Annotated in this window: 4 protein-coding genes and 1 pseudogene; 4 read left to right on the top strand and 1 reads right to left on the bottom strand. The window is 68.7% G+C overall.

What is annotated here, in order from left to right; all coding sequences use genetic code 11:
- The first annotated feature begins 469 nt into the window (after nt 1-469).
- Nucleotides 470-14095 carry an LWXIA domain-containing protein gene (locus WS96_RS10545; RefSeq protein WP_059832395.1) on the top strand — a complete coding sequence of 4542 codons (13626 nt, stop codon included), beginning with the start codon at nt 470-472 and terminating at the stop codon, nt 14093-14095.
- Between the two features lie 18 nt (nt 14096-14113).
- Here WS96_RS10545 and WS96_RS10540 read toward each other — a convergent pair.
- Nucleotides 14114-14754: pseudogene (locus tag WS96_RS10540) on the bottom strand (HD domain-containing protein).
- A gap of 173 nt (nt 14755-14927) precedes the next feature.
- Between WS96_RS10540 and WS96_RS10535 the strand changes: the two are divergent.
- From WS96_RS10535 to WS96_RS10525, 3 genes are all read left to right on the top strand, one after another.
- Nucleotides 14928-15893 (top strand): GlxA family transcriptional regulator, encoded by a 966-nt coding sequence (locus tag WS96_RS10535; protein WP_059832417.1) that lies wholly within the window; start codon nt 14928-14930, stop codon nt 15891-15893.
- 288 nt (nt 15894-16181) lie between these two features.
- Entirely contained in the window at nt 16182-16493 is a 312-nt protein-coding gene (locus WS96_RS10530) for a DUF4148 domain-containing protein (protein WP_059832393.1), read from the top strand.
- 272 nt (nt 16494-16765) lie between these two features.
- Nucleotides 16766-17479, top strand: coding sequence for a dienelactone hydrolase family protein (locus WS96_RS10525; protein ID WP_059832391.1), 714 nt, complete (start codon nt 16766-16768; stop codon nt 17477-17479).
- Nucleotides 17480-17692 lie beyond the last annotated feature (213 nt).

The raw sequence follows: 17692 nt of genomic DNA, 5'->3' as shown, positions 1-17692 counted from the left end.
ACAACACCAATCCACCACAAAAAAGTGCATCACCCGCCGTACCGGCCCCTGTTCCTCGCACGCCAATATCCGCTCTCCAAACTCGTGTCGCCCGAATTCCTCGTCTCGATGCAGGGCATACCGCACTGCCTACTCCTACCCACCCCTTCCACCGCCGCAAATTACTTCGCATACCTGATCATAAAACCGAAAGCAGAAAGTAAGACGCACGCCATCACCGAAAGCCAGCTGTAACACCGGGCCCAGACCGAATCGATGCGCAAGCCCCCTCATCTCCCGCCTTCTGCATAGCGCACTTAACAGGACACGATCGCTTTTCGTAGCGATCCCCGCACCGACCCGTTCCCCCTCGTCGCGCGCTACGAATCGCGTCCGTGCCCGCTCCGACCGCTTCCGTACACTCGAAATCGCGCCATGCGGCGCCGGCGGCGTGCATCTTGCGTACGGCCGCGCCTGACGGGAGCCTTGCATGTTGTCCATCGACGGAATGGGTTTGGGGTTGAACTGGCAGCGTTTCCTGTCGCAGACGCTGGACCCCGACCTCGCCCCGAAACCGCCGCGCAATGCGGACGGTACGTCCAACGACGGCCCGAACAATGGCCCGGCCAATCCGGTCACCCCGACCACCACGCCGCCGATCCCCGTACAGGCCGATCTCGGCACCGATCCGTCCAAGCCGACCAACCCCGAAATCGCGTCGGCCGCCGCCCTGCTCCAGAGCATGGCCGAACAATATCGCGTGGCACCGCCCGAGATCACGGTCGACAACGACACGACGCGCGCCGTCCAGGGTGTGATCCAGGACGCGCAGACCAAGTACGACCACGCGCAGCAGGCGCTGCAAGGCGCGCAGGGCGTGCTGCGGATGACGAACCGCGACCCCGACGCGACGCCCGACGAGCGCAAGGCCGCACGCGACAACTACGCGAAGGCGCACGATGCGGCCGACACCGCGCAACGCGAGCTCGACGTGACGACCGACGCCGGCTACCGGATCCTGTACGGCGAGCAGGCGAAAGCCGACCAGTACAGCGCCGACCCGACGAACGACAAAATCGAGGGGCCCGCGCAACAGCAGGCCGATGCGAAGCTCGCCGCGCTGCAAAAGCTGTTCCCCGACCAGACGAAGGCGAATCCGAACTTCGTCCCGCAGCAGGGCGATTGCAAGACGCCCGCCCAGGTCCAGGCCTACGACGACTGGCAATCGGCGACCTCGAGCGCGGTAACGGCTCAGGCGAAGTACTGGGCAGACGTCAGCAATGCGAATCTCGCCTACAAGCAGTTCCAGTCGTACATGGCCGATCCCGCGTACAAGGACGCGATCGACACCGGCGTCGGCAAGCTGAACGATGCGCTCGCGCCGCTGCAGTTGCAGGTCGATCTGCCCGATCCGCCACCGGCCGATGCGAACGGCAACGTCGACATGAATGCCGTGCAGGCCAATATCGCGCAGGCCGCGAAGATCGCCAATTACTCGAACGCGGCCTATGCGGCGTCGCTCGACGCGCAGCAGGTCACGACGCTGCAGCAGAAGTACGATGCCGACAGCGCGTGCCTGATCGGCTCGACGCCCGGCGCGGCGAAAGACGACAAGGCCGCGCTCGATCGCGCGACCACGCAGGCGAACACGAGCGGCAGCTACATGCAGATGCTCGGCGCGCAGTTGACCGTCGACGACTTGCAAGGCAAGTACGACACCGCGAAATCGGCGTCCGACGACTGGCATACCGCGAATCCGCACTCGCTCGATCCGCATCCGACCGTCGATACCGACCTCGCCGCCGCGTCCGATGCGCTCGCCCAGGCGAAGCAGAAGGCCAGCCTCGCGCACGACGGGTTCGTCGTCGCATACGGTCAGACGCTCGCGCAGCAATATGACGACGCCGGCGCGCAAATCGATGCGCAGCTCAAGCCGAAGGTGCCGTTCGTGCTGCAGAATCCGACGCCGACGCTGTCGACGAATCCGCCGCCGTCCGCAACGCCGCCGGCCCCGTCGGCGCAACCGTCGCCGTCGCTGAGCACGTCGCTGCCGAGCACATCGAACACCTCGAGCACGCCCGCGCCGTCGACGACGCAGACGCCGACGCCGTCGCTGAGCACGTCGCTGCCGAGCACATCGAACACCTCGAGCACGCCCGCGCCGTCGACGACGCAGACGCCGACGTCGTCGCTGAGCACGTCGACGCCGCCCAGCGCACTGTCGACGTCGCTGCCGCCCACGACGCTGTTCACGAATCCGTCGTTCGTGCTGCAGCCGCCCGGCTCGAACACGTCCGTGCCGACCACCGCGACCGGCCAGACCGCGCTCGACGCAAAAAAACTCCATGTCGTCGCGGGCGCGCTGCGTGCGGCCGACGGCCGGCTGTCCAACACGTTCAACGACGCGGCCGCGAAATTCCAGCTCGCGAACGCAAAGACGCAGCAAGGCGTGCTGAAGGGCAAGCTCGCCGACATGCAGAAAACCTACGACGACTGGTACGCGAACAACCCGACGCCGGTGCGCATGCGCGAAGTGAACGGCGACGAGATTCCGATGCGCACGCCGCTGCGTCCGAATCCGTACCAGAGCCAGCTCGACCAGGCGCGCAACGACCTGCAACAAGCCGACGCGACCGTCAACAAGCTGCAGTTGCTGACCGAGATGTCGCATCAGCAGGTGCTGCTCGACCAGTTCGATGCGAGCCTCGCCGAGAACCTGCGCAATCCACAAAGCCAGCACGACAAGGACGCGTATTCGAACGCGCTCGACGGCTTCTTCCGCGCGCATCAGGGCGAGCTGTCGCAATCGCTGCTCGACCAGGCCGGCGCGAGCACGAACAAGGCCGCGACGATCCATTTCGGCAAGCTGACCGACAACGAGCAGCGCAACCTGATCGGCACCGCGATCGGGCTGCCGCCCGACGTGCAGCCGTCATCGGACACGGGCACGCCCGCCGCGCCCGTCAACGACGACACGGTGCGCTACACCGACAAGGACAAGCTCGACACGATCGACAAGGTGCGCGGCGAAATCCTGAAGCTCGGCGGCGGCGGCGACACGCAGGTCAACATCCTGCCGCTGATCTACTCGGACAAGACGGCCGGCATGGTGACGAGCGCGCTCTTCAAGGTCACCGACAGCAAGGGCCACGTCCAGTACGTCGACGACACGTCCGCGCATTACGACAATGTCGGCGACTACCTCGACAACAACCAGCTTGCGTCGAGCGGCACGCTCGATCTCGTGACCGGCTACGACGACAACGGTCACGCGCAGTTCCAGCAGAAGGCCGCGCATCACGACGACTGGTTCGACAGCGCGCTGAACACGCTGACCGGCGGCAAGGTGAACTTGGGGATGATGGGTCTCGGGCTGCTGATGGAAGGCGCCGGCGTGCTGCTCGACGCCACCGGCGTCGGCGCGTTCGCCGGCGGTGCGCTGAACTTCGCGGGCGCGGTGATGATGGACACGGCGATCGGTTCGAGCATGACGAAATCCGCGCTCGATATCGGCTCGCGCCTGGAACACAACCAGAGCGTCAATCCGTTCACCGACGCCGGCGCGCGCGGCGACTGGCTCAACCTCGTGCCGATGGGCGCGGCCGGCGCGGCGAAGTTCGCGGGCTCGGAAGTGTTCGGCAAGACGATCACCGCACTCACCGGCTCGGCGAAGGCCGCGCGCGTGACCACGGCGATCGTGCGCGGCACGTCGCTCGCCACCGGCATCGGCGCCGCGGGCGAAACCTTCGGCGAAGCCTATGTCGATTTCAAGAACGGGAACAGCGAGAAGGGCTGGGAGGATCTCAAATCCGGCTTCACGAACGTCGCGCTGATGGGCGCGGGCGGCGTGCGGGACCGCGTGGTCAACGCGACGGTTCGCGTCACGGGCCGGCCGGTGGTCGCCCGTTCGGCGGGCGGCGAACGCATCTCGATCGACGGGCAGCAACTGCAGAAGATACTGACCAGGAACGAGCCGTCGCAACTGGCGTTCGGTGCGACGCGCGCATCGCTCGACGGCGTGGACGTCAAGGTCGCGAAGGACGGCACGCTGATGGCGGGCGACAAGGTACTCACGTACGACAACATGCCCGTGCGCGTGCTCGACTCGCTCAACAACAAGGACCTGAACAACCTGCCGCGCGGAACGTCGGTGATCCTCGGCGAGAACGGCGAACTGAGCATCGTCAAGCTGACCGGCAAGACCTGGACCGAAGGCACGAAGATCGATTCGGTCACCAAAACGGGCGACCGGCTGTCGTTCGGCAGCGACGGCGAAATCATTGCGCCGTCGAAGCTCGTCGCGAAAACGCCCGCCCCGGCGCGCAGCGACCCGCGACAGCCGGCAAGCGACGCGGCCCCGCCGGCCGACAGCGCGCCGCGAACCACGCCGGTCAACGAAGCCGCGGCGCGTGCCACCGAAGCGAACGACACGGCCACCGCGACCACGACCGCCAGCGCACGCAACGCGCAGCACACGAGCGAAGCACGGACCACGCGCGACGAGGCGCAGCAGGAAACGCGCGCGTCCGATTCGCACGTCGCCGCGCAAAATCGCCGCAGCAGCGACCTGCGCGCGGAGAACGATCCGGCCGTCGCGCGGGCCCCCGGCGCACCCGGCGCTGGCGCGCTCGAAGCGCCGGCCAGCGTCGCGCCGCGCACGCCGGTCCGCGTGATCGACCTGACCGACGCCGACCCGGCCTCCCGGCCCGCGACGCTCGACCCGGCCGGCGTGTCGGTGCCGCGCGGCCCGTCGGTCGAAGCGCTCGACTACGGCGAACATACGCTCTTCATCGTGCGCAACGGCGAGAACCCGGCAGCGGCCACGCCCGAGGCGGCGCAGCCGCGCGCGGCGGGCGCGCTGCCCGCCGACGTCGCGGAGCCGATCGTCGTCATCGCCGATGCGGCCGACGCGCACGTCGCGCCCGAACTCGCGAACCGCTGGCAGCGGCCGGTATTCGCGGCCGCGCCGGACGCGCTGCACACGGACGGCACGCTGCGCGCCGACGCGCCGCTGACGCGCTACCTGCCCGCCCCCCACGCAGCGGCGACAGGCGGCCGCGTCGTCGGTACGAACGCACAGGCGGCGCACGTCGATGCGGCGGGCGTCGTCGAGGCCGATCCGCCTGCGGCGAATCCGGAAGTGCCCGCCGCGCGCCGCGCGCCACCACCTGCGAACGACGATACCGTCGTGGTGCTCGCAACGACCCGGCGCAACGCCACCGATCCCGAAACGCACGCCGCCCGGCCGCCGAAGCCGGCCCGCGACGCCCGGGCCGACGCCCGCGCGCTCCCGGCCGCCGCGCACCCGGAAACCACCGAAGCGCCGCCGGACCCGGCGCTCGCCGGCCCGGGCCTGTTCACGCGACTGCAAATGCGTTTCGGCGGCGCGCCGCTGCCGGACGCGGTCCACGCGCTCGCGCAGCAATCGGACACGCTCACGCAGCAGTTGCGGATGCTGAGCGATGCCGGCTGGCGCGTGAGCCTCGGCAAACGCGGCGGCGGCAGCCGGATCGACCCGAAGCGACGCCGCGTGACGATCGATGGCGGACTGCACGATTCGGGCAGCATCACCTACACGCTCGCGCACGAGGCCAAGCACGCGGTCGAGGCGATCGACGGCACGCTGGATTCGCTCGACTACAGCGGCCGCAGCCGCTTCACGCGCAAGGCGCTCGAAGCCGAAGCGCGCGCGCAGATCAACGCGTTCGAGGCGCGCTACGAGATCGATCTCGCGGGCGGCGGCGACATCGCGGCAAACACGACGCTGCCCGACGCGCTCCAGCACGAGGCCGACCGCTGGACGCCGGCGAGCGACTATGCGGGCACGGTCGCACGGCTGGCCGACGCGTTCGCCGATGCGCCGGTGTCGGGCCGGCGCGGCGAGACGTACCAGGCGTTCTACGACGGCATCTGGGACAAGCAGAAACGCGACGGCGGCGCCCCGCGCCGGATGCCGGCGCCGCACACGACCGAATCGGCCGGCGGCGGCGCGCACCTGCCGCGCACGCTCGACGAACAGGTGCAGTGGAGCATCGCGCATGCGGAGCCGATCTCGCCGTTCGCCGAACGCGGGCGCAACGAACCGCGACAGATGACGTTGCGGTTCCTGGACGAACGCACGTCGTCTGGAACCGAAGAACCGGTGACGATCATTCGCGGCCGAACCGACGCCGCGGGCCAACTGCTCGACGCACACGGCCGCCCCGCACGGCACGTCGACTTTTCGATCGCGCACTTCCTCGCCGGCACGTCGACCAGCGCCGGCAGCGGCTACGCGCTGGTCCTGGCGGCCGACAACGGCCATGCCGCCGCGGCATGGCTCACGAACACCTGGCAACGGCCGGTCTACGTGCCGGACGGCGGTACCATCCGCGCGTTCGACGCGGCCATGGGCGACCCGGGCAGCATGCGCGCGCAGGCGCGATTCGATTACGCGCCCACATGGACCCGCTATGCGCCGTCGCCGCGCGAGCGAATCGACTACGGCGAACTCGCCGTCGACGCGCACGGCCTGCACGTCGCGGGCGACCCGTCGCGGCGGCTGGACCCGCAAGCGCTGATCGGTCCGTTCCTCGGAGCCGGCATCGAGAAGAGCGTGTTCGAACTCGGCAAGCGCAACGCGATCGGCCTGTACGACGTCGATCCCGCGCGGCCGCGCGACGGCCAGCTCGCGAATCATTACGACGCGCTCGACACCGAACGCAACGGACTCGACCTGCTGCGCCGCTACGGTATGCGCACGTTGACCATCGACGGCCCGTTCTCGGTCGGCAACCGGATCGGGATCCTCTACCATCCGCTCGCCGAACTCAGCAGCCGCGCCGTCTCGCTCGGCGCGTTGCCGTCACGTGTCACGCACGAATCGATGCGACAGCTCGCGGCGATGCGCGAGATCGTCGAGCGCGATGGTCTGGTGTTCGATTTCCAGGGGCTGTTCGACGCGCGCGGCGACTTCTACTTCAGCGACCCGGCCACCGTATTCCGCACGGACGACCGCGAGGAAATCGACGCCACGCTCGAGGAAATCGACAACGTCATCGCGCCGCTCGAACGCGGCATCGACAACGGCAGCATCGCGCTCGCACATCCCGCGATCGCCGAATCGCTGCCGGAAGGCGCATTCGTCCAGAAGCCGTCACTCTTCACGCGCATCCGGATGTGGTTCGGCGGCGCGCCGCTGCCCGATGCCGCCTATGCGCTCGCCGATCAGTCGAGCCTGCTCGCCGACCAGATGCGGCTGCTGAAGTCGGATGGCTGGCAGATCGTGTGGGGCCGCGCGGGACGCGGCAGCCGCACCGACGTCGATGAACGCCGGATCGTGATCGACGGCGGCCTGCGCGGCACCGGCACGCTCGTCTATACGCTCGCGCACGAAGCCGGCCACGCGGCCGACGTGTCGAACGACCGGCTCGGCCTCGACACCAGCAGCCCGGATGCGTACGTGCAAAGCACGCTGCTCGCCGAAGCGCGCGCGCAAGCCAACGCGTTCGCGGTGCGCAAGCAGATCCTCGAATCGACCGGCGTCGACATCGCCGAGCACGCGGTGCTTCCCGACGAGATCGCGCGCGAAGCCGATCATGTGATGCCAGGCGACGAAGCCGGCCTCGCGCGCCTCGCCGACGCATTCGGCAACGCGCCCGTATCGGGCCGTGACGGCGAACGCTACGGCGCGTTCTATGGCCGCGCGTGGGACCGGCAGCAACAGTCGGGCAGCGCATCGCCGAGCATGCCCGCGCCGCACACGACCGAATCGTCCGGCGGCAGCGGCGGCGCACGATTGCCGCGCACGCTCGACGAACAGGCGCAGTGGAGCCTCGCGCACGCGGACCGTGCGTCGCCGTTTCCGCGCCGCTGGTTCGGCGGCGGCTCGCCGAAACTGTCCTTCTCGCGCAACGGTCCGGTCTCCTATGCGAATGGCGAGCCGCTGACGCTCGTCCACGCGCGGACCGATGCGGCCGGCGGCCTGCTCGACGCACGCGGCCGCCCCGCCACGCCCGTCGATTATTCGATCGATCATCGCCATGCGTTCACGCCCGCGCGGGCCGGCGCGCCCATCGTCCTCACAGGCGAAGGCGGCGCGGCGCACGCCGCGTGGCTCGCGAATCTCTGGCAACGCACGATCTACGTGCCCGACAGCGGCACGGTCCGCACGCTCGGCGAGCCGCGCAGCGACGGCACGCAGCGCATGCAGTTCGGCGGCCCGGGCGCGTGGACGCGCTACACGCCGTCGCCGCGCGAACGGATCGATGCAGGCGCGCTCGCGGTCGACGAGCACGGGCCGCACGTCGCCGGCGATCCGTCGCGGCGCGTCGATCCCGACGCGCTGCTCGGCCCGTTCCTCGGCGCGGGCACCGCGAAGGCGGTATTCGAACTCGGCAAGCGCAATGCGATCGGCGTGTTCGACGCCAGCGGCGACAAGGCGCGCACGATGCTCGCCCACGAAAAACGCGGGCTCGACCAGTTGACGCAGCTCGGCATGCGCACCGTCACGGTCGACGGGCCCTTCACGTACCACGGACGCGTCGCGGTGCTGTACAGCCCGCTGGCCGAGCTCGGCAGCCTCGACGTGATGCACGGCATCCTGCCGAAACGCGTGACGCGCGAATCGATGCAGCAGCTCGCCGCGATGCGCGAGCTTGCCGCGCGGCACGGGCTGTCGTTCGATTTCGAAGGCCTGTTCGATGCGAGCGGCGAGTTCTACTTCAGCGACCCTTCCGTCCTGATCCCGCACCCGGACCCGGCGACCAACCGCACGCCCGGGATGATCGATGCCGTCATCCAGCCGCTCGAACGCGGCATCGCGAGCGGCCATGTCGAGCTCGCTCACCCGGTGATCAGCGAGTCGCTGCCGGACGGCGCGTTCGTCCAGAAGCCGTCGCTCTTCACGCGCATCCGGATGTGGTTCGGCGGTGCGCCGCTGCCCGATGCCGCGTATGCGCTGGCCGACCGGTCGAGCCTGCTCGCCGATCAGTTGCGGCTGCTGAACCCCGGCCGCTGGGAGATCGTGCAGGGCCGCGCGGGCGTGGGCAGCAAGGTCGATGCCGAACAGCGCCGGATCGTGATCGACGGCGGCCTGCGCAACGCCGGCACGATCGTCTACGTGCTCGCACACGAGGTCGGGCACGCGGTCGACGTGGCGACGAGCCGGCTCGACCTCGACACCAGCAGCCCCGATGCGTACGCGGAAAGCGCGCTGCGCGCCGAGGCGCGCGCGCAAGCCAACGCATTCGCGGTGCGCAAGCAGATCCTCGCATCGACCGGCATCGACATCGCCGAGCACGCGGTGCTCCCCGACGAAATCGCGCGCGAAGCCGACCACGTGATGCCGGGCGACGCCGCGGGCCTCGCGCGCCTCGCCGACGCGTTCGGCAACGCGCGGACCTCGCTGCCCGGCAACCCCGTCTACCGTGCGCTGTATCGCGCGCAGGCCGAGCAGGCGCTGCGCGACGGCGAAGCCGGGCGAACCGGTACGGCACCGCGGACGATGCCGTCGATGATGATGTGGCCGGTGTCGGACCCGTCGTCGTTCCTGCCGGCCGCCCCCGCGCTCACCCCCGAAGCGCGCGCGGCCGACTGGCTCGATGCGCACGGCAAGCGCGACCTGAAGCGGATCGACGGCACGCAGTTGGCCGACATCCGCGACCTCGCGCAATACGCAGGCCCCAACGCCCACGTGCTGATCGCGAAGCATGCCGACCGGCCGGCGGACGACGGCACGCATCCGCAACCCGAGTTCGTCGCGAGCCTGACCACCGATGCCCACGGCCAGCCCGGTCAGGTCGAATCGGCCGACCCCGGCGATACGCCGTCGCACGACTTGCGCGACGCGCTCTATCCGGGCATGCGCCCACGCAAGCGCAGCGGCAGCGAAACGCCGCATGAGGCACGCGCGAAATTCGACTTCTACCTGTCGCCGGTGTCGCTCGACGAGCTGCGGCAATTCGGTGGCGCGGCGAAGGTCGAAGCCGTCGATTCGAAGCGCGTGTGGCATGCCGAGCCATCCGGCGACGCGCCTGCGCAGGAGGTCGTCGAGCAGATCGGCGAACTCGCCGCTGCACCGCAATTCAAGCGCCCCAAGGCGGCCGCGAAGGCAGCGGACGACAGCACGACGATCTTCGCGGTAGACAGGAAGACCGGCAAGGTGCTCGGCTACGCCGTGCCCAAGCAAGATGGCAGCGGCTGGACCTATCACGAGAAAACCTCGGTCGGCGACGCGTCGATCGGCGCGCAGGATCTCGGCGCCGCCTTCCGTCGCCGCGCACGCGGCCTGCCCGACGGCCGGCGCGGCGTCGTGTTCGTGCCGTCCTCGCTACCGGAATCGGCGGTGTCCCGCTATGGCGGCTTCGAGCCGGCCGAGCGGGCGTTGCCGATCGCCGAGCAAAAGCCGCCGTCGATGAAAACGAGCGACCGCGTGCAGCGCCGGCTCGGCAAGATTCAGTCGAGAGGCAAGCCGCCGGCCGGCGCGACGCCGCTCGCCAATCGATGGGTCGCTCCGAACCTGCTGCCGAAATCGGCCGACGACGTGCACGATTTCAGCGGCGCGAACACGCTGCATCTGCGGCGCGTGATCGATCTCGGTCAGGTCGGCCCCGAATACTTCATCTACGTCTACGGCACGGAAGGCGCGTTGATCGACACGCTGCACCAGCCGGACGGCATCCTCGCGACCCGCGACGGCACGCTGCAATGGTTCGACGATGCCGCGCATTTCGCCGACAAGAGCAAGCCCGGCGTCGACCTCGACAAGACGAAGATCGGCGGCGGGCCGGACGGCTCGGACCGGCACTTTCTCGTGACGCGGCTCGACCCGGCGGAATTCGACGCGCGCACGCAGCCGACGCAGGTCGCGGCCTATGCGCTGAAACAAGCGGAACTCGACAAGCAGTTGCGGAAGGCCGCGGCGGAATCGTCCGCTCCGTTCGGAGAACTGGAGAGCCGCATCGCGGCCGAACTGGCGGCCGCGAAGAACCGGCAGGCCATACTTGCCCGCGATCCGGCGTCCGGCACTGCGTCCGCCAGCCCGTCCGCGAAGCCGAAAAAGCCTGCGCGCGGCAAGGGCAAAAAAGGCAAGCAGAATGCGCCGGCGGCACCCGCCCCGGCAGCGTCGCCCGCGCCGCAGGCCGCGCCGGCCGGCAAACCGTTCAGCATCAAGACCTATCAGCCCGGCCTGACGAGCGCGACGGTCGCCGAATGGATCCTTCGCTTCGGCAAGGCGAAGGTCGACCACTGGTTTCCCGAGCACGAGCGCGTGAAGGCGTTCGCGGGCCGCACCGGCAAGCCGCTCGATCTCGGCACCACACGCCAGGTCATGATGGCCGACAGCGTGATGATGAAGGCGCTCGGCATCCCGTTGCGGCTCGCGCGCGACGCGTCGAGCATGCCGTGGCGCGGCCCGTTGTCGCGGCCCGACCATGCGGCGAACGTGGTGTCGCGCCATGCGAAGCGTGCGATCACCTATCTGTCGATTGCACGGGCCGCGGACCGGCATGCGCTGCAGGCCTATGCCCGCGCGAAACCCGAGATCCAGGATCGCCTCGCGCTGATGGCGCGCGGCTTCACGTTGCGCGACGACCCCGCCGAGATGCTCGCACTCGTGAAACGCTACGGCGGTGCGATGCCGGTGGTGTCGGTCGCGGTCGATCCGTATTCGCTCGCCGCCGCGCTCGGCCGCAAACACGACCCCGCCTTCATCCGCCGCGTGCGCGAACTCGGCAAGCTCGACAACGCGCAGTTCGACGAAGCGAATGCGCGCATCGACATCGACGGCACGGGCCGCCACCTCGAACTCGACGACCTCGGCCACCTGTACAAATGGCTCGACGCGGCGTCCGAAGGCGGCTTCGTGCTGCGTCTCGAAACCGCGCCGTCGCGCGCGCTCGTGTCGGCCGAGGACCAGCGCACGCTGGCGGGCACCAACGATGCGTATCACGACTACGTGCGCACGTTCGACGCGCTCGAAACGTGGGCGCGGGAGCACACCGGCGCGACCGCGCCGCATGTGATGGTGACGTTCCACGGCTGGGACGCCGTGCTCGAACCGGCGCCGGGCGACGGCCACCTGAAGCTCGTCGAGGCGGTGCTCGAGCGCAAGGAACTCGACTGGGTTCATCTCGGGCTGTCGTATGCGACGCACGGCTCGGACTTCGTCGCGAACCAGGACCTGACCGCCTCACTCGCCCGCAAGCTCGTCGAATACAAGCTGCATGCGCCCGACAAGCTCGCACGCCTGCACGGCGCCGACGCGCTCACGCGCGTGTTCGAACGGGTCGGCGCGCAGACGCTCGCGAACCAGCATCAGGTGCTGTTCGCCGAAGTCGAACGCGTCGGTCTCGCGAATGGGCTGAAGCCCGACCAGCTCGCGCAACTGCGCGCCGATCTGTACGAAGGGCACACGACCGCGCTGATGGACCGCGCACGGCAGGCAACGATCACTTATGCGAAGGAGAACTACTGGAATACCGCCGATCCCGCCAACCGGGCCGAGGCGCGCGCACGCGATGCCGGCAAGCGGTGGCTGAGCCGGTACGGCAGGCCCGACCCCGCACGCAAGATCGACGCGCATGCGAACCCGAATGCATCGAGCACCGCGTTCTGGCGCGCGGTGGCCGCCGATCCGAAGCTCGCGATCGACGAGACCAAGCCCGTCATCGTGAACCGCGACATCGCCGCGCAGCCGAGCCACCAGCGCGGCAACCCGCAGGAGGCCGCGCTCGCGCAGCTCAACGCGTTGCGCGTCCACCGGCCGTCGTTCGGCAAGCGCGACTGGGCGTGGTCGCTGGGCTTTGGTGGCACGGTGGCCGGCGCCAGCTCGCTCGTGGCGCTCAACGTGTTCAACGGCATGACCGTGATGAGCTCCGATGCGCTGACGCACGCGAACACCGCGCTGTTCGTCGGCGCGCGTGCGGGCCGCGTATTCGGTGCGATGCACCAGGGCGCGGTGCAGAGCCTGCAGAGCGGCGACCCGCGCGCGGTGCACGACGTGCTCGATCGCCTGCAGCGCTCGCTCGCGCAACAGTTGACCGCACCGGTGCACGGCTACAACCCGGCACGGCTCGAACAGCTGGACCTGCTCACGAACGAAACGCGCGTGAAGGCGAGCCACTTCGTCGAAATGCATCGGCAGGGGCTCATCGGCTTCGACGATGCGGCCGCGCAGATCAAGGAATTGTCGGTCGACCTGCTCGCGAACATGCAGGGCATGGTCGGCGGCACGTCGCTCGCGCAGCTGCATCACGGCAATTCCCGCCGGTTCCTCGGCCTCGTCGGGCGCGGCAGCGCGATCGTCGGCTATTCCGGGACGATCGCCGTCGGCGTGCACGGGCTCATGACCGCGCCGACCATCGCGGGTGCGCTGACGACTGCGAGCGCGGGGCTTGCTGCGACCTATTCGGGCCTCGTCTATGCGGTCAGCGCGCACCGCGTGAACGCGGACAAGCGCAGCCGCGTCGTGCGCCTGATCGATTCGACGTCGGATTTCGTCGGCGTCGCGAGCGGTATCGCGGGCACGATCGCGCAATACGACAAAGGGCACTACGGGCTCGCGGCAACGGCCGCGACGTCGACGGCGATGCTGCTCGGCGCGCGCCTGAACACCCATTTCCCGAACGCGACGCGCTGGGTCAAGAAATACCCGACCGCACTCATCCTCGTGCCGATCGGGATCTGGGGTTTCACGCAATTGCAGAGCCTGTTCTTCGGCCCGCCGTCGGGCGGCTCGGGATCGTCGCCGCACAAGCCGTCGACGCCGGCATCGCCGTCACACCAGCCGCCGCAGCCGAGCGCCGGCACGCCGACGACCGGCCTCGCGCCGGGCACGACCGCAACGCAGCCGCCCGGGACCGGCACGACGGGCAACACGGTGCCCGCGCAGCCCTCCGCGCAGCCGTCGCCGGCCGCGCAGCCGTACATCGTCGTGGCCGGAGATTCGCTGTGGGTGATCGCCGACGCGCATCGCCAGTCGCTGCTGGACGCGGCGCACGTGTCGCCGGACGACCGCAAGGCGATGACGCGCGACCAGCAGGATGCACGCGCGCTGAACGAGATCTTGCAGTTGAATCCGGGCCTGGCGTCGGCGCCGAACGTGCTGCGTGTCGGGCAGTCGATCAACGTCGGCTGATGCGCGCCAGCCCGTCGCTCAGCCGGCCCACGCGGACGACCGGATCACGCTGCAGAAGTTACCCGCACGGAAATGCGGTTCCTTGTCCGCGAGCACGTCGGCCTTCACGTTGCCGAACGTCGTGTCGGGCTTGTGCTTGATGCCGTCGTAGAACGCCTGAATGATGTCCTCCTTGAAATGCGGCGTGCGCGGATGCGCGCGCACGACCGCTTCCCGCTCGCTATCGCTGTATTCCGGGTAAGCGAGGCCCAGCACGTCCATCTCGACGCCCGCCGTGACCAGCGCGACGACCGGATGCATGTGCTGCGGGATGCCCGGTGTGGTGTGCAAAGCGATCGCGGTCCACACGACATCGATGTCCTGTTGGGAAATCCCGTTGCCCTTCAGAAAATCGCGCGCGGCGTTCGCGCCGTCCACTTCGAAGCGCTCGCAAGCGCTGCTGTGCCGGTGCGTGAGTCCCATGTCATGGAACATGCAGCCGCAATAGAGCAGCTCGGGATCGTACTCGAGCCCGCGCCGCCGGCCTGCCAGCGCCGCGAAATAGAACACGCGGCTCGAATGGTGGAACAGCAGCTCGGACTCGGTATGCGCACGAGCTCGGTGATCTCGCGCGTCAAACGCGTATCGGGAAGGGTGATGCCGGCAACGTTCACAGTCATGATCGACCTCCATGGAAGACATCCTCGATTTTCCGGATTCCGACCGATGTCTCCAATGGACGTATCACGCCTGATCCTGCCATTTCGCGCGACGAACGGACACGGCGCCTGCACGGCGAAAGAAGCGCCCCTATACTGCTGCGCATCACGTTCGATACCACATGCAATCGATCATGCCGAAGGTCGTGGGTATTTTCGCCGTTCCGGGTGTTCAACTGCTCGACGTCTCCGCGCCGCTCGACGTGTTCGCGCAAGCAAACACCGAGTGCGGCAAGCCGTTCTACACGTTGCGGATCATCGCGAGCGGGCCCGGGCCGATCTGCAGTTCGTCCGGCGCACGGGTGCTGCCCGACTGGATCGCGCCCGATATCCCGGAGCGCCTCGACACGCTGCTGGTCGCCGGCGCGCCGCACGCCGGCCAGATCGTATTGCGCACCGACATCCTCGCGTGGCTGCGCTCGGCGGCCGTGCAAAGCAGGCGCTACGGCTCGATCTGCACCGGCGCGTTCCTCCTCGCGGCCACCGGCCTGTTGAAAGGGCGCCACCTGACCACGCACTGGGCCGCCGCCGATGCACTCGCTGACGCATATCCGTCCGTCACCGTCGACGCCGACGCACTGTACGTACGCGACGGCAAGCTGCGCACCGGCGCCGGCGTCACGGCCGGGCTCGATCTCGCGCTCGCGCTGGTCGAGGAGGATCTCGGCCGCGAGATCGCGCGGCGCGTCGCCGCGCAACTGGTGATGTTCTTCAAGCGCCCGGGCGGGCAGCTCCAGTTCAGCCGCAAGGGCGAGGCGCGCCCCGCCGGGCGTTCGGTGCTGCAGGAAGTCCAGCGCTGGATCGCCGCCCATCCGGAACTCGAGCATTCGGTGGCCGGGATGGCGAAGCATGCGGGCATGAGCCCGCGCCATTTCGCGCGACTGTTCCGCGCGGAAGTCGGCATGACGCCGGCCGCATGGGTCGAGGCGACCCGCATCTCGGCCGCCCGCCAGCTACTCGAGAACGGCCACGACACGCCGAAGCAGGTCGCGGCGAAATGCGGCTTCGCGAACGTCGATACGCTCAGGCGAGCGTTCACCCGGCACGTCGGCATCACCCCGGCCGAATACCGGAAGCGGCAAGCGACCCTGACTGCGTGATGCGAAAAGCACGACACCGGCGGCCTCGCGAAAATTAATTCGGAATGCGATTCAACCGTTCAGTCCGCTGGCGCTGCACCGATCGGCCCTGTTGCTCCCGCAGGCCACGCGCCTGCCCCGGCACGCCCGCAATCTTCAGAGGAAATCGCATGTCGCGCGAATCGTTTACCCAGTTGCAATAATAATTCGCTGCAACGCATATTTCCGACCGGTAACGCGATCGTTACGATGCAATCAACCGCTGAACGCCACGAGCGAAGCGCGAAATCAACAGAACCGGAGGTCACCATGAAGTCGTTCATCATCGCTGTCGTCGCCGCAACCGCACTGTCCGCATCGTATGGCGCGTTCGCCCAATCGAACCCGTCGGGCCAACTGACGCGCGCCCAGGTGCGTGCGGAACTCGTCCAGCTCGAACAAGCCGGCTACAAGCCCGAAGTCTCCGATCAGTATTACCCGCGTGCGCTGCAGACCGCGCAGGCCCGCGTGACGAACGCCGATGAAGCCGGCTACGGCGCGCAGGCAGCCGCGGGCACGCGTGCCGGCCGCGCGATCGCGGTCAAGCAGGAAGGCCGCGACTCGATCTATTTCGGCCAGTAAGCCGGATACGCGCCGGCCTATTTCCTGCGTATTCCGATACGCACGCCGTACACGCGACACCCCGCTCCCGTTCATCGGGGCGGGGTGTTCGTTTTCCGGCCGGCCGCGCCCTTTGCCGCTCGCGTGCCGCGCGGCGCCGTTCACGCAAGCATCCGGTGTTTGCGCATAGAATGGCCGCGTGGTCGGTGTCGGCCAGAACGCGAGCGGTATCACGACGCCCGCCGGTCGGCCCGATGTCGCACTCGGCGCATTTTTCGAAAAGGAGCGGTTTCATGTCTCAAACATCCGGTTCCATGATCACGTTTCGCCGCCCGGACGGCCAGGAACTGCAGGGCTATCTCGCCACGCCGGCACGGACCGAAGGCGCGCCCGCGGTTGTCATCATCCAGGAATGGTGGGGGCTGAACGACCAGATCCGCGGCGTCGCGGATCGCCTCGCGCGCTGCGGCTATTTCGCGCTCGTGCCCGACCTGTATCGCGGCAAGTCGACGGTCGAGGAGGAAGAAGCGCACCATCTGATGACCGGCCTCGATTTCGGCGACGCCGCGTCGCAGGACATTCCGGGCGCAGTCGCGCACCTGAAGACGCTGGCGCCGCGCGTCGCGGTGACGGGCTTCTGCATGGGCGGCGCCCTCACGCTGCTGTCGCTGCAACATGCCGAAGCGGATGCCGGCGTCACATGGTACGGCCTTCCGCCGCTCGACTACCTCGATCCGGCCAAGCTCAAGGTGCCGCTGATGGGCCACTGGGGCACGCAGGATGCGTTCTTCAAGATCGACCAGGTCGACGCACTGGAAAAGAAGCTCACCGATGCGAAGGTCGGCTTCGAATTCCATCGCTATCTCGCGCACCATGCGTTCGCGAACGAAACGGCCGTCGGCCCCGGTCGCATCGCCGGCACGCAGTTCGATCCGGTGTGGTCGCAAATGGCGTGGGACCGCACGCTCACGTTCTTCGGCCGGACGCTTTGGACGAAGCCGGCGTAACGTAACGCCGCTCACCGCGCGGCGACGGTGCAAAAGAACACGCCACGGATTTGCGTCCGTGGCGTGTTCGTTTTCGCAACCGTTCGGTTCGATGGACGGACGCGGCTCTGCCGCTCCTGCCGTGCGTCGCGCTTAGCCGTTCGTCGCCGTTGCCGACGCAGGCGCCGGCGCGGCCGCCTTGTCGTAATCGACCGGCGCATCCGGCGCGCGCGG

This window comes from Burkholderia sp. MSMB1835 (assembly GCF_001526365.1).
Lineage (GTDB): Bacteria > Pseudomonadota > Gammaproteobacteria > Burkholderiales > Burkholderiaceae > Burkholderia.
This window is presented reverse-complemented; position numbering and strand designations above follow the sequence as displayed.